This is a genomic window from Gordonia sp. (in: high G+C Gram-positive bacteria) (assembly GCF_047602025.1).
Taxonomy (GTDB): Bacteria; Actinomycetota; Actinomycetes; order Mycobacteriales; family Mycobacteriaceae; genus Gordonia.
Genome location: NZ_JASGII010000001.1, coordinates 2,786,707 through 2,800,859, shown reverse-complemented (window position 1 = coordinate 2,800,859; position 14,153 = coordinate 2,786,707). Strand labels below are relative to the sequence as shown.

Below are 14,153 nucleotides of genomic sequence, written 5' to 3'. Positions count from 1 at the left end.
GACCGGATGCGACGGCTCGCCACCTGGCGCCGCGCCTGGGGATTGCTCGGCGACTTCCGCTACGAACAGTCGGACCCGGCGCGCTTCTACGGCGCCCTCGCCGACGACACCGCCGCCATGGTCGACGCGCTCGCCCCGGTCGACGGTGCGGTAGTCCTCGACGTCGGCGGGGGGCCGGGCTACTTTGCCGACGCGTTCACCGATCGCGGCGGTCGGTACCTGGCCGTCGACCCCGACGCCGGGGAGTTGCGGGCCGCGGGCTTGGCGCACCGCACCACCGTCCGCGCGGCGGGCGAGGCGTTGCCGTTCGCCGACAACTCGGTCGACATCGCCCTCTCGTCGAACGTCGTGGAGCACACCCCCCGACCATGGGAGATGGCCGACGAGATGATCCGCGTGACGCGACCGGGCGGCGCGGTCATCATTAGCTACACGTTGTGGTGGGGCCCGTTCGGCGGGCACGAGATGGGGTTGTCGCACTACCTGGGCGGTCATCGGGCCGCGGCCAGGTACACCGCGCGGCACGGCCACCCGCCGAAGAACCTCTACGGGCAGTCGCTGTTCAAGGTCACCGCCGCCGAGGGACTCGCGTGGGCGCGCCAGGTCCGCGGCGCCCGCCTTGTCGCCGCCTTCCCGCGCTATCTGCCGAGCTGGCTGTGGTGGGTGCTGCGGGTCCCGGGGCTGCGGGAGGTGGCCGCGACCAATCTGGTGATGGTGCTTGAGGTCGGCGAGTAGCGTGGCCGATGTCACAAGCGTTAGGCTGTCTCCACAGTTAGACAACGACCGTTATCAGAAAGAAAGGCTCCCATGCCCTCGCTGCGCACGACGCTAGATCAGGTGTCCGACACCTTCGGAGCACTCAAAGTCCTGCAGAACGCCGGCGCGATCGATCTGAAGAAGCCCAAGCACGTCGTCGAGTCGGTGAAGCTCGGCAAGCAGATCGGCCCGGTCGCCGCCGTCGTCGGCCAGAATGCCGCCGACTTTCCCAGCCAGCCGGCCATCGTCGACGAAGCCGGCACGCTCACCTACGCCGAGTTCGATGCGCGCGCCAACGCGATCGCCAACAAGCTGCACGCTGACGGGATCAAGCAGGGCGACGTCGTCGGGATCCTCGCCCGTGACCACCGCGGCCTGCTGACGCTGATCGCCGGAACCGGGCGCGCCGGGGTGCGCCTGGCGATGATGAACACCGGCTTCGGCAAGCCGCAGTTCGACGAGGTCGCCAAGCGCGAGGGCCTCAAGGCGATCTTCCACGACGAGGAGTTCACCGACATCGTCGACGGCTTCCCCGCCGACAAGCGCTACCTCACCTGGCGCGACAGCAAGAAGAAGCTGCCCAAGGGGGTGCAGGTCGTCGAGGAGATCGTCACCACCGGCGACACCTCGGTGCCGCCGCGGCCCGAGGAGTTCGCCGGGTTCGTCATCCTCACCTCCGGCACGACGGGCCTGCCCAAGGGCGCCAAGCGCTCCAAGATCTCCCCGTTCGCCAGCGCGCTGATCTTCGACCGCATCCCGGTTCCGCAGCGCAAGGCCGTCGTCATCGTGTCGCCGATCTTCCACGCGACCGGCTGGGCGCTGTGGAGCGTGTCGACCGCCCTCGGCAACGCCGCGGTCCTGCTGCGCCGCTTCGACCCGGAGAAGACGCTCAAGGCGATCGCCGACAACAAGGCCGAGATGCTCGTCGCCGTCCCGACGATGCTGTACCGCATCCTCGCCCTGGGCGACGACGTCATCAAGAAGTACGACACCAGCTCGCTCAAGACCGTCGTCGTGGCCGGATCCGCGCTGCCCCCAGCACTGTGCGAGCGGTGGCAGAACACCTTCGGCGACACCCTCTACAACCTGTACGGCTCCACCGAGGTCGCGGTGGCCTCCGTCGCGCAGCCGGCCGACCTGCGCAAGTCGCCCGGGTGCATCGGCAAGCCGCCCGTCTCCAGCTACCTGCGCCTCTACGACGACAACGACAAGCAGGTCCGGGCCAAGAACAAGCCGGGCCGCCTGTTCGTGCGCAACGGCGCGCCGTTCGAGGGGTACACCGACGGGCGCAACAAGCAGATCATCGACGGCTACATGTCGACCGGCGACATGGCCCTGGTCGACGACGAGGGTCTGTGGCACATCGCCGGCCGCGACGACGACATGATCATCTCCGGCGGCGAGAACGTGTACCCGCAGGAGGTCGAGAACCTCCTCGCGGCGCACGACGGCGTCGCCGACATCGCGGTGATCGGCGTCGACGACGAGGAGTTCGGCACGCGCCTGCGGGCGTTCATCGTGCCGGAGGAAGGCGCGAAGCCGACCGCCGACGAGATCAAGGCCCACGTGCGCGAGCACCTGGCGCGGTACAAGGTGCCGCGCGACGTCATCTTCGTCGACGACCTGCCGCGCAACCCGACCGGCAAACTGGTCCGTCGCGAATTGCCGACCGGACCGATCTGATCCACAGACGCAGAAGCACCCGACCGCAACGGTCGGGTGCTTCTGCGTTTGGCGGTCAGCCCCAGTTCAGGAACTGGCCGGCCGAGCGGCGGCGGCGCATGCGGTCGCGCAACCGGTCGCGACGGCGCTGCTGCTCGAGTCGGCGCTGACGCCGGCGACGCCTGCGACGACGGCGGCGGCGGCGGTCGTAATCGTCATCGAAGGGCATGGGCGGCTCCGTTCGCTCGGGGGATGGCTGTAGTGCCGAGGGTAGCAACGAAATCGGACATTCCGGTGCCGGACAGCGAGAAGCCCGACTGCCGGGGCAATCGGGCTTATCGCAACTGTGTCGTCAGACGCAGGGTCGGCTCAGAACCAGCCCCACATCCAGCGGCGGTAGCGACGGTCGTAGTAGCGACGACGGTAGCGGCGACGACGGCGGGGGCCGTAGTGACCGTGATCGTGGCCGTAGGGGCCGTTGTTGTGGGGACCGTGCCCGTGCGGGCCGTGGTGGTGACGCATGATGCGCTTCCTTTCGTTGCGGTCGGTTTCGTTCAACCACCATGAACGTATCGAGCGAAACCCAACAAGAGCTTCGGGCGAACTGGACATTCTCTGGGAGTCCGATCACGTGTTGGTCACGATGCCGTCGGGCGTCGGGCGGACCTTCGCGCCGCGGTCGGCGATGATGGAGCGATGCGATCCGCCCGCTGTGCCGTGCTCCTGGCCGTCCTCGTCGTCGCGTCGGGCTGCGCGCGGACCGTCGACGGCGATCCCCGCGCCGGGGAGGCGTCGTCTACGACGGTGAGCGTGCGCGAACTGATCGGCACGTGGCGCGGCACCTACCACTGCGCCCAGGGCGAGACGGCGGTCGACCTGGACGTGACGTCGACGTCGCAGCCCGGCAGCGACCTGCCGCGCGCGGCGGCGGTGATGACCTTCGGCCCCGTTCCGTCGAACCCGCGCGTCGAGCGCGGCAGCTACCGGATGACCGTCGTGAACGAGCACGGCAACACGTTCCGGTTCACCCAGCAGGAGTGGATCAGCCGACCGGCCGAGTACGTGATGGTCGACCTCGTCGGCGAGCTGGTCGGCAACACGCTCAGCGGCGGGGTGGCCGGGCCGGGCTGCACGACGTTCCGCGTCGTGCGCGCACGGTGAGCGCCACGTTCTAGGCTGGGTCGATGATCGAGTACCTGGTGATCGCCGGGGCGGGACTGTTGCTGATCGCCGCGGCTACGATGCTGAGCCCGCGCGTCGGCATCGCGACGCCGCTGCTGCTCGTCGGCGCCGGGGTGGCGGCGAGCTATCTCCCGATCTTCCACGACTTCCACCTCAACCCCGAGCTCATCCTGCAGGGCGTGCTGCCGCCGCTGCTCTATGCCGCCGCGGTGGCCATGCCGGCGATGAGTTTCCGACGCGAGTTCGGCGCCATCAGCGGACTGTCGGTGCTCCTGGTCGTCGCCAGCTCTTTGGTCCTCGGGTTGTTCTTCATGCTTGTGATCCCCAGCGTCGGGTTCGCCTGGGGCGTGGCGCTCGGCGCGGTGATCAGCCCGACCGACGCCGTCGCGACGTCGATCATCAAGAAGACGTCGGTGTCCAAGCGCGTGGTCGCCATCCTCGAAGGGGAGAGTCTCCTCAACGACGCCTCGGCCCTGGTCCTGCTGCGCACTGCGATCGTCGCCACGGCGGCCTCGTTCTCGTTCTGGGGTGCGGTGGGCTCCTTCTCGTACTCGGTCGTCGTGGCCCTGCTGATCGGCATCGCGGTCGGCACGGGCAACCTGTTGCTGCGCCGCCGCCTGCACGACCCGGCGGTCAACACGGTCATCTCCTTCACCGTGCCGTTCCTGGGGGCGATCCCCGCCGAGCTGCTGGAGGCGTCGGGTCTGGTCGCCGCCGTCGTGGCCGGTCTGATCACCGGCTTCCGCCAACCCCGCATGCTGCCGCCGCGCAACCGGCTGTCGGACCGGGAGAATTGGCGGACCATCGAACTCGTCCTCGAAGGCGCGATCTTCCTGACGATGGGCCTGCAGATCCGCACCATCGTCGAGGACGTCCAACGCGATCACGAGGGGGTGCTGCACGCCGTCCTGCTCGCGGCGATCGCGCTGCTGATCACCGTGGCGATCCGCGCCGCCTACGTCGCGCCGCTGCTGGCGTGGCTCGGGCGCCGCAGCAACCGCATCGCCAAGATCCAGCCGAAGGTCGCGGACCTGCAGGAGAAGATCAGCACCCCCGAGGGCAAGAGCAAGGTCGCCGACCGGATGGCCCAGCGCAGCGGCCGCGAGCCGACCGAGGCGCACCTCGAACGCTTCTCGACGCGGCTGCGGCGCAGCCTCGCGGACTTCGAGTACTTCCTGCGCGCCCCGCTGGGCTGGCGCGAGGGCGCCGTCGTGGTGTGGGCCGGCATGCGCGGCGCGGTGACCGTCGCGGCGGCGCAGACGCTGCCGTCGGATACCCCGAACCGGTCGGTGCTGATCCTGATCGCCTACACCGTCGCGCTGCTGTCCCTGGTGGTGCAGGGCGGGACGATCGGGCCGCTGCTCGGCGTGCTCAGCCGCAACCCAGACGAGGCCGAGCTGGCCGCCGAGCGGGAACTCGAAGAGGCCGACCGTCGTCGCCTGCACGAGATCATGCGGGAGGCGTACAAGTCGGTGCCGGTGGTCGAGATCCCCGAGGACACCCCGCGCGACGAGCAATTCGAGCTGCGCAAGAAGTACCGCAACGCCATCATCGACGCGCAGCGGGCGGCCCTCCTCGATGCGCGCGAGGACGGGATTTTCGACGCCGACGTCCTCAAGGACGAACTCACCGGATTGGATGCCGACCAGATCGCGCTGAGCATGCGCGGCCCGGCCAGCCACCTCTGATCCGTCCACAGGATTCCACCGTCCACAGATCACCACTTCGGGGGCGGCGCAACGTCGGTCCGGCCGTCTAACCTGGTCGCCATGCCGTCCTACTCCCCGCTCGCCGTGACCACGGGTGAGCTGTTGGACTGCTTCGACGACGGCACGATCGCGCGCGGCACCGCGTATGCCGATCAGGGCCGTGTGATGAACCGTCGCTGGCGCGACGATTTGCTGCTCGAGGGCAGGTGCGTCGGGTCGGGACACGTGTACACCGCCCGGGTGCGCTTCGAACCGGATGGCGATGGTGGCCGGGCGATCATCGACGCGACGTGCACCTGCCCGATCGGGCACTTCTGCAAGCACGCCGTCGCGCTGCTGCTGGCCGAGTCGCGCGACGCCCCGTCGGGCGGCGAACCGGGCGGCGAGCACCAGTGGCGGGCCATGCTCGGCGGCCTCACCGCGGGCGGCGCGCCGTCGACGCAGCCGGCGCTAACGGAGGACACCAAGCCGCTGGCCATCCAGTTCCACGTGCCGGCGAGTACCCGCTACGCGCAGCACCAGGCGCCGACGATCGCACTGCTGACCGTCGGCAAGAGCGGCGCGTGGGTGCGCACCGGCATCAGCTGGAACGCGACGATGAGCACCGACACACCCGGCTACGCCTACATGCCCGGCGTGCCGAGCGAGTTCGACCCTGAGGCGTTCGACGAGCGCCAGCTGGTTGCGGCGCGCGCGATCGCCCGGGCCTTCGCCGGGCACTACACGGCGCAGCACGCGGGCCAGATCTCGCTCGCGGCCGCACCCCCGGACATCTGGGAGCTGCTGGCCCACGCGCGCGACGCGGGGATCGCGCTGTTGCCCGGCAACGGGGTCGATGCCCAGTCGGTGGAGTTGGTGAAGTCCTCCGGCGTCGGGCTCGAGGTGTCGAAGGCGACGGGCGGCATCAACGTCAAGCCGTTCATCCACGTCAACCACGAGGCCTACACCGGCGGCGATGTCGGGCTGATCGGGACGCCGCGACCGCACGGCATGTACTCGGTCTCGGATGGCGTGATGCTGATCGGGTACTTCGAATCGCCCGGCGACGACACCGGTCTGGCGAAGCTGCTCGGCGCCCCGGCCATGTTCATCCCCGACGACGAGGTCGGCGAGTTCGCGACCGAGGTCGTCCCGAGCCTGCCGGCGTCGCTGCCGGTCCTCGTCGACGACGACGCGATCGTCAAGCCGGACGTCGTGGGTCCGTTCGCGCTGCTGAGCGTCGAGTTGAACGATCAGGGTGCGCGGGTGCGGTGGCGTCCCGCGTACGAGGTCAACGGGAAACTCAAGCCCGTGGACGACGGGGGTGCGGCGCTCGCCTATCGGGACGTCGGCGCCGAGGGCGCGGCGTTGGCGTCGGCGGTCGATGCGATGCAGACGGTCGCGGCGGTGTGCCAGCGCTGGCGCAACCAGGCGATCACCTACCTGCAGCACGAGCGTCGGCGGCTGCCCGTCGGGATGGGCGTCGAGCTGTCGCACCAGATCGATGCGCTGATCGAGGCGAAGACCGTTCCGGAGGCCGCGCGGCAGGCCGACGTCGAGCTGCTGCGGCGGGTCTACACGTACTCGCCGATCGACGCCGCGGTCCTGTGCCACGAGGTGCTGCCGGTGTTGCGCGAGCGCGGCGTGCGCGTCGACGTCGACGGGGACGCCGAGCGGTTCCGCGCGGCCGAGGGCGAACCCGACATCACGCTGAGCTCCGACGGCGGTGGCGGCAACGACTGGTTCAACCTGCACCTGCGGGTGGAGGTCGACGGCGTCGTCGTGCCGATCGACCGGCTGATCATCGAGTTGAACAGCAGCGCCACGCACATGCTGCTCGACGACGGCACCTACTTCCCGCTCGATCATCCCGCGCTGGCGAAGCTGGCCGAACTCCTCGACGAGGCGCGGGAGATCGGCGAGATCGAGGGGTCGAAGGTCCGTCGCGACTCCTACAACGCGACGTTGTGGGAGGAGCTGCTGTCGCTGGGCGTCGTCGACGACGATCTGGCGCGGTGGGCCGAGCGGATGCGCCGGCTGGCGTCGGCCGCGCTGCCGGAGCCGGGGGAGCCTCCGGCGACGCTGCGGGCCGAGCTGCGCGACTACCAGCTCGACGGCTACAACTGGCTCAAGTTCCTGTGGGACAACAAGATCGGCGGGGTCCTCGCCGACGACATGGGCCTGGGCAAGACCGTGCAGGCGCTGTCGATGATGGCGGCCGCGCTCGAGGAGGATCCGGACGCCCGGTTCCTGGTGATCGCCCCGACCAGCGTCGTCGGGAACTGGGTGCGCGAGGCGGAGAAGTTCCTGCCGTCGGCACCGGCGGCCGCGGTCGGGTCGGTGCGCACGGACGGGTCGATCGAGTCGCAGATCGGCGACGCGCGGATCGTCGTGACGTCGTACACGCTGTTCCGCCTCCAGTTCCAGGCCTTCAGCGGGTACGAGTGGGCCGCGGTGCTCTTCGACGAGGCGCAGTTCATCAAGAATCACAACGGCAAGACCCACCAGTGTGCGCGGCGGATCCCGGCGGGGCTGAAGATCGCGATGACGGGTACGCCGATGGAGAACAGCCTGATGGAGTTGTGGGCGCTGCTGTCGGTGGCCGCGCCGGGGCTGTTCCCGTCGCCGCGGACGTTCACCGACTACTTCCGCAAGCCGATCGAGTCGGGGACCGAGCCGGAGCGGTTGGCCGTGCTGCGCCGACGGATCAAGCCGGTCATGTTGCGGCGCACCAAGGACCAGGTGGTCAAGGATCTGCCGCCGAAGCAGGAGCAGGTGCTCGCGCTCGAGCTCGCGCCCAAGCACGAGAAGATCTACCAGACGCGGCTCAACCGCGAGCGGCAGAAGGTGCTCGGGTTGCTCGGCGACTGGGAGAAGAACCGGTTCGAGGTGTTCCGGTCGCTGACGATGCTGCGGCAGTTGGCGCTGCACGCGGGACTCGTCGACGAGGACGATCTGGGCGTGGCGTCGGCGAAGATCGACCACCTGGCCGAGCAGCTGCCCGAACTGATCGCCGAGGGGCACTCGGCGCTGGTGTTCAGTCAGTTCACCGGGTTCTTGGGGCTGGTGCGCGCGCGGCTCGACGCCGAGGGGATCGCGTACGCGTATCTGGACGGGTCGATGAGCGCGAAGGCCCGCGCGAAGGAGATCGCGGAGTTCACCTCCGGCGGCGTCCACGTGTTTCTCATCAGCCTCAAGGCCGGCGGGTTCGGCCTGAACCTGACTGAGGCCGACTACTGCTTCGTCTGCGACCCCTGGTGGAACCCGGCCGCCGAGGCGCAGGCCGTCGACCGTGCGCACCGCATCGGCCAGGAGCGTCCGGTCACGGTCTACCGGCTGGTGTCGGCGGGGACGATCGAGGAGAACGTCATCGCCCTGCAGGACCGCAAGCGCGCCTTGTTCAACGCCGTAGTCGAGGACGGCGATCTCTTCGGTGCGGGCATCAGCGAGAGCGACATCCGCGAGTTGTTGGGCGGCTGACGCTCGTAGTCACGCGAGTGGATTCGCGTCACGCGTTGACGATCGTTCACGCGCGACGACAATCGGCCCGCGGGAAGGTACCGGCGCGGTTACGGTGACGTCATGACCGTTGACCAAGACGCCCTGCAACTGATGATCGAAGAGGCGGAAGTCCGTCGACTGCTGACCCGGTACTGCACCGCGGTCGACAGTCACGACTGGGAGCTGTACCGGTCGGTCTTCACCCCCGACGCCTGGATCGACTACACGTCGGCCCCGCACGGCGAGGCGGGGACGCTCGACGAGACCGTCGACTGGCTGTCGAAGAACCTCACCCTGTTGCCGATGACGATGCACTGCGTCATGAACATCGACACCAAGTTCGACGGCGACACCGCGACGGTGCGCGCCCAGTTCTACAACCCGCTGGACATCCCCGGCGTCGACGGGACGTCGTTCTGCGGCGGGTACTACAACCACGACCTGGTCCGCACCGCGGACGGCTGGCGCAGCAAGAAGCTCGTCGAGGATAACGTCTGGTTTGAGAACAACCCGTTCGTGCAGAAGGACTGAATTGAACGTCCCCTGCGTGCCCGCCGACCTCACCCCGGACTGGCTCGGCCACGTGCTGGGCGCCGACGTCGCCGACGTCCGGGTCTCGCCCGTCGGCACCGGGCAGACCGGGGCGACCTACCGCGTCGAGTACGCGCGCGGCGACGGCGAACCGGCCGTGCCGCTGATCGCGAAACTCCCGTCGCAGGATCCGGCGGTGCGCGAACGCGTGGCGCTGAGCTATCGCGCCGAGCACTCGTTCTACGCAAACGCCGCGGACACCGTCGCGGTGCCGCTGCCCCGGGTCCACCACTGCGAGGTCTCCGAGGACTGCACCGAATTCGTATTGCTGATGGAGGATCTCGCCCCGGCGGTGCAGGGTGATCAGCTCGACGGCTGTTCGCCCGAGCGGGCCCGCCTCGCGGTGGAGGCTCTCGCCGGATTGCACGGACCGCGCTGGTGCGATCCCGCGTGGACGGAGTTCCCCGGCGTGACGATGCCCAAACCGGACGCGGACTTCGCGCGGGGGATGGGAGAGCTCGCGCGGATGGCCACCGACATCACGCTCGGCAAGATCGGTGATCGCCTCGACGACGGGCAGCGCGCGACGATCAATGCCGCGGCCGACCGCGTCGAGCGCTGGCTCGGACTCGAACCGGACCGCTTTGCGCTGCTGCACGGCGACTACCGACTCGACAACATGCTGTTCCCGCCCGACGACTCGGCGATCACCATCGTCGACTGGCAGACCCTCACCGTCGGGTTGCCCGCCCGCGACCTCGCCTACTTCGTCGGTACCAGCCTGGTGCCGGAGGTTCGTCGAGAGCACGAGCGCGATCTCGTCGACCGCTACCACGCGGCGCTGCTCGGGTATGGAGTGCGGGACTACACTGCCGACGACTGCTGGCGCGACTACCGGTTGGGCATGCTGCAGATCCCACTCATCACGACACTTGGCTACGCGTTCTCCGCCGAGACCGAACGCGGTGACGAGATGGCCGCGACGATGCTCGCCCGCGGCGCGCGGGCCATCGACGACCACGACACCGTCGCCCTCGTAGAAGAGGTTGCCTGATGGCCGCGCGGGTGCTCGACGATCTCGGCTGCTACCTGCTGGCCGGGGCGGGTGCCGACAACCCGGCGACGCTCCTCGACGAGGCGCGTCGCGCCGAGGAACTCGGCCTGGGGACTGCTTTCATCTCCGAGCGGTGGAACGTCAAGGAGGCGGCGTCGCTGACTGGGGCGGCATGCGCGGTCACCGAGCGAATCCAGATCGCGACCGCCGCCACCAACCACAACACGCGCCACCCGCTGATCACCGCGTCGTGGGCGACGACCATGCACCGGCTGTCCGGCGGGCGGTTCACCCTCGGCATCGGCCGCGGTATCGCAGCGGTGTACTCGGGCTTCGGGATCCCATCGGTCACCACCGCGCAGATGGAGGACTTCGCGGCGGTCATGCGTCGGCTGTGGAACGGCGAGGTCATCGTCGGGCATGACGGCCCCATCGGGCAGTACCAGGTGCTGTTCCTCGATCGCGACTTCCGCGAGAACATCCGCCTGGCGCTCGTCGCCTTCGGGCCGAAGACCCTCGCGCTGGGCGGTCGCGCGTTCGACGACGTCATCCTGCACACCTACTTCACCCCCGAGACCCTGCGGCGCGCGGTCACGACGGTGAAGCGGGCGGCCGAGGAGGCGGGCCGCGATCCGGAGTCGGTGCGGGTGTGGTCCTGCCTGGCAACTGTCGGCGATCACCTGCCCGAAGACGTGCGGCTCAAGAAGACCGTCGCGCGACTGGCCACGTACCTGCAGGGTTACGGCGATCTACTCGTCCGCACCAACGACTGGGACCCCGCGGTCCTCACGCGTTTCCGCGAAGATCCGGTCGTGCTGTCGGTGCCGGGCGGGATCGACCACAAGGCCACGCCCGACCAGATCGAACACATCGCGACGCTGATCCCCGACGAGTGGCTCGAGCCGGCGGCCACCGGGTCGCCGCGGCAGTGCGCGGCGCGGGTGCGCGACGAACTCGGCTATGGCGCGGACGCCGTCATCATGCACGGGTCGACGCCCGACGAATTGGCGCCGGTGGTCGACGCATACCGTCGGTAGCCGCGCATCCTCAGCGCCACCCTGATTCCAAGGGTTTCTTGCATTCGTCGACGCGCATACGGTCGCGGGACAGATCCCCGATCCGGAAGAGCCGTCATGTCTGTACTGCCCGAAGTCCTTGCCGCCAACAACGCCTACGCCGAGTCGTTCGGAGAGAAGAGCGACCTCGCTCTCCCGCCAGCGCGTGGGTTCGCCATCCTCACCTGCATGGATGCCCGCCTCGACCCGGCCAAGTACGCCGGACTGTCCGAGGGTGACGCCCACGTCATCCGCAACGCCGGTGGCCGCGCCAGCGACGATGCGATCCGCTCGCTGGTGATCTCGTACAAGCTGCTCGGCACCAAGGAGTGGTTCGTCATCCACCACAGCGACTGCGGCATGGAGTTCTTTACCGACGAGGTCATCCGCGGCCTGCTCGCCAACAGCCTCGAGACCGCCGAGCTGGGCGCCGACGGCTTCCGAGACGTTGGCAAGGGCCCCGGCTCGCGCGAGGGCGACTACATCGATTGGCTCACCATCGCCGATCAGGCGCAGTCGGTGACCGAGGACGTCCGTCGCATCAGGGAGCACCCTCTGGTGCCAGCGGGCATCCCCGTGTACGGCTACATCTACGACGTGAAGTCGGGTCGTCTACTCGAGGTGCCGACCGCGACCGACGCGGGCAAAGCCGCGTAGCGTCTGCCAGCGGTGGCGATACGCTGCCATTCATGGTCATCGAGCGACTCAGCGAGCACGTGGAGTTGCTGCGCGGAGACAATGCCGGCACATTCCCGCGGGGCAACCCGCTGCTCGTGCGCGGCGGCGATACGACGGTCCGGATCGACGCGTCGCTCGACCACCCCGCCGACGACGATGCCGACCTCATCCTGATCAGCCACTATCACGAGGACCACGTCGTCGGGCTCGGCGAGACGTCGACGCCGGTGCGCGCGCATGAGCGGGACGTGGACGCCGTCCGGTCGTGGGCCGAGTTCTGCCACCGCACCAATCTGAAGGCGGACCGGGAGGAGGAGCTGCGCCGGACGTTCAGCGTGTCCGAGCGCCCCGGCGCAACCGGCTTCGACGATGACGACGTGATCGACGTCGGGGGCGGCGTGCGCATCCACGTGGTCCCGCTGCCCGGCCACACCGCGGGGCACAGCGGATTCCTCATCGAGCCCGACGGGGTGCTGTTCATCGGCGACGTCGACCTGATGGCGTTCGGTCCGTTCTACGCCGACGTCGGCTCCGAGCTGTCCGACGTGCGCCGGACGCTGGTGCGCTGCGCGGAGGTCGAGGCCGACGTCGTCACGACCTTCCACCACAAGGGCCCGTACGCCGATCGTGACGAATACCTCGCCACTCTCGCCACGCACGCCGCCGCGCTCGATGCGCGCGACGAGCAGATCCTCGCCCTCGCGGCCGACGGTCCGATCACCGCGCGCGACGCCGTCGGCAAGGGTGTCATCTACCGACTCGAAGGACGACGGCCGTGGTACGCCGACGAGGTCGAGGAGATCATGATCGGCCAGCACCTCGAAGCGCTGGGTCTCTAGGTTTCAGGCAAGGCGTCGCCGAGCTCAGGCATCGCGGACCGGCGGCAGGTAGTCGGGCCGCTCGTCGGGGAGGTCGTACTCGGCGAGCACAACCTGGCCGTCGCGAAGCTCGGGAAATGGGTCGCCGGGGTGGCGTTGCTCGAAGCAACCGATGGCGAGGTAGGAGTCGGGGTCGCCGCCGTCGAAAGCGGCCAGGCTGACGCTCCGGAAGATGCCGTACGGGTCGTCGATCTCGCCGGCGGTGCCGCCGAAGTCGGCGTAGTACTTGCCGAGCGTCTTACCGGGCTCGTCGAAGTGCGCGCCGGGGTTGTGGTCGGTCAGTTCGCCGATCATGCGCATGCGACGCGGGGTCATTCGAAGTAGCCCGTCCGCCGGGCGAATCTCGCGATGAGTGTCTGCGGCATGGTCTGGCCTTCCGGGTCGACTGCCCAAAGGGTGTCACGCCGGTCTGACAGCGGGCTAGAGCGAGCGGACCATCGTGAGCTGGTGGACGGGCTTGCCGCGATACCGCATGCCGGGCACGCGCGGAGCAGCGCCGCGGGGCTCGAAGCCCTCCTTGGTGAAGAACTTCGTCGCGCGCTCGTTCTCGACGAGGGTCTGCAGGTAGATGCCGGGGCACTTCGCCTTGCGGGCGTGGGCGACGAAGGCGTCGACGAGCTTGCCGGCGAGACCGGTGCCGCGCGCCTCGGGTGCGACGTTGATGTGCAGGTGTGCGGGGAAGGCGGGGTCGTGGAACTCGCCGGCCGATTCGCGCCCGCGGTTGCGGAAGGTGTCCCACGCGGCCCGCGCGAAGAACCGGATCACGCTGGGGATCAGGAACAGTCGGTGCTGTTGGATGACCGCGGACATGCGGTCGTCCTCGCTGTCGACCTTGCCGTCGCCCAGGCTGCCGACGAGGTACCCGACCAGCTTGCCGTCGACCTCGGCCACGAACACCGACTCGGGCTCCTCGTCGAGGTAGGGCGTGAGGTAGATGTCGAGCTCCGACGCCGAGTGCCCCCAGAGCGACTCCGTCGGCGCACCCTCACCCGCGCGCTCGGCGAGCGTCAGGAGCTCGGCGCGGTCGGTGGCGGCGTAGGGCCGGATCGTCTGCTTACTCATCCACAGTTCAGAGTCGTCCACAGAGGGGCGGTGCGCAAGCATCGCCGCGCGGGTTCTGTGGGATCTGCGGCCTACCGTCGACGGTGAGCGGCGAGAAGTGGGTGCA

Annotated in this window: 14 protein-coding genes; 10 read left to right on the top strand and 4 right to left on the bottom strand. The window is 69.1% G+C overall.

Annotation, left to right across the window (positions count from 1 at the left end):
• Nucleotides 1-6 precede the first annotated feature (6 nt).
• The gene (locus QM728_RS14060; protein WP_415032625.1) at nucleotides 7-735 is read left to right on the top strand and encodes a class I SAM-dependent methyltransferase; all 729 of its coding nucleotides are present in this window, start codon (nucleotides 7-9) and stop codon (nucleotides 733-735) included.
• Nucleotides 736-807: 72 nt separating this feature from the next.
• On the top strand, nucleotides 808-2,439 hold the full coding sequence (locus QM728_RS14055) for an acyl-CoA synthetase (protein WP_415032624.1): 1,632 nt from the start codon (nucleotides 808-810) through the stop codon (nucleotides 2,437-2,439).
• Between the two features lie 55 nt (nucleotides 2,440-2,494).
• Here the strand turns inward: QM728_RS14055 and QM728_RS14050 are convergent, their stop codons facing one another.
• Complete coding sequence (locus QM728_RS14050; RefSeq protein WP_415032623.1) at nucleotides 2,495-2,647, bottom strand: hypothetical protein; 153 nt, start codon at nucleotides 2,645-2,647, stop codon at nucleotides 2,495-2,497.
• 140 nt (nucleotides 2,648-2,787) lie between these two features.
• Nucleotides 2,788-2,940, bottom strand: coding sequence for a hypothetical protein (locus QM728_RS14045; protein WP_415032622.1), 153 nt, complete (start codon nucleotides 2,938-2,940; stop codon nucleotides 2,788-2,790).
• A gap of 174 nt (nucleotides 2,941-3,114) precedes the next feature.
• Here QM728_RS14045 and QM728_RS14040 point away from each other — a divergent pair, with 174 nt between their 5' ends.
• The 8 genes from QM728_RS14040 (at nucleotide 3,115) to QM728_RS14005 (ending at nucleotide 12,946) form a co-directional block, all read left to right on the top strand.
• Complete coding sequence (locus QM728_RS14040) at nucleotides 3,115-3,579, top strand: hypothetical protein (protein WP_415032621.1); 465 nt, start codon at nucleotides 3,115-3,117, stop codon at nucleotides 3,577-3,579.
• A 23-nt stretch (nucleotides 3,580-3,602) separates the two neighbouring features.
• A complete protein-coding gene (locus tag QM728_RS14035; protein WP_415032620.1) occupies nucleotides 3,603-5,288 on the top strand; it encodes a cation:proton antiporter in 1,686 nt (561 codons plus the stop codon).
• A gap of 81 nt (nucleotides 5,289-5,369) precedes the next feature.
• Nucleotides 5,370-8,768: an SNF2-related protein gene (locus QM728_RS14030; protein ID WP_415032619.1), complete on the top strand. Its 3,399-nt coding sequence runs from the start codon at nucleotides 5,370-5,372 to the stop codon at nucleotides 8,766-8,768.
• Nucleotides 8,769-8,870: 102 nt separating this feature from the next.
• The gene (locus QM728_RS14025; protein WP_415032618.1) at nucleotides 8,871-9,320 is read left to right on the top strand and encodes a nuclear transport factor 2 family protein; all 450 of its coding nucleotides are present in this window, start codon (nucleotides 8,871-8,873) and stop codon (nucleotides 9,318-9,320) included.
• 16 nt (nucleotides 9,321-9,336) lie between these two features.
• On the top strand, nucleotides 9,337-10,374 hold the full coding sequence (locus tag QM728_RS14020) for a phosphotransferase family protein (RefSeq protein WP_415032617.1): 1,038 nt from the start codon (nucleotides 9,337-9,339) through the stop codon (nucleotides 10,372-10,374).
• Nucleotides 10,374-11,411: a TIGR03857 family LLM class F420-dependent oxidoreductase gene (locus QM728_RS14015; RefSeq protein WP_415032616.1), complete on the top strand. Its 1,038-nt coding sequence runs from the start codon at nucleotides 10,374-10,376 to the stop codon at nucleotides 11,409-11,411. Before QM728_RS14020 ends, QM728_RS14015 begins: the two co-directional genes overlap by 1 nt.
• 96 nt (nucleotides 11,412-11,507) lie before the next feature.
• Nucleotides 11,508-12,086 carry a beta-class carbonic anhydrase gene (locus QM728_RS14010; protein WP_415032615.1) on the top strand — a complete coding sequence of 193 codons (579 nt, stop codon included), beginning with the start codon at nucleotides 11,508-11,510 and terminating at the stop codon, nucleotides 12,084-12,086.
• A 32-nt stretch (nucleotides 12,087-12,118) separates the two neighbouring features.
• A complete protein-coding gene (locus tag QM728_RS14005) occupies nucleotides 12,119-12,946 on the top strand; it encodes an MBL fold metallo-hydrolase (RefSeq protein WP_415032614.1) in 828 nt (275 codons plus the stop codon).
• Nucleotides 12,947-12,970: 24 nt separating this feature from the next.
• Here the strand turns inward: QM728_RS14005 and QM728_RS14000 are convergent, their stop codons facing one another.
• Both QM728_RS14000 and QM728_RS13995 read right to left on the bottom strand, forming a co-directional pair.
• Complete coding sequence (locus QM728_RS14000; protein WP_415032613.1) at nucleotides 12,971-13,300, bottom strand: hypothetical protein; 330 nt, start codon at nucleotides 13,298-13,300, stop codon at nucleotides 12,971-12,973.
• A 105-nt stretch (nucleotides 13,301-13,405) separates the two neighbouring features.
• Nucleotides 13,406-14,047 (bottom strand): GNAT family N-acetyltransferase, encoded by a 642-nt coding sequence (locus QM728_RS13995; RefSeq protein ID WP_415032612.1) that lies wholly within the window; start codon nucleotides 14,045-14,047, stop codon nucleotides 13,406-13,408.
• Between the last annotated feature and the right edge of the window lie 106 nt (nucleotides 14,048-14,153).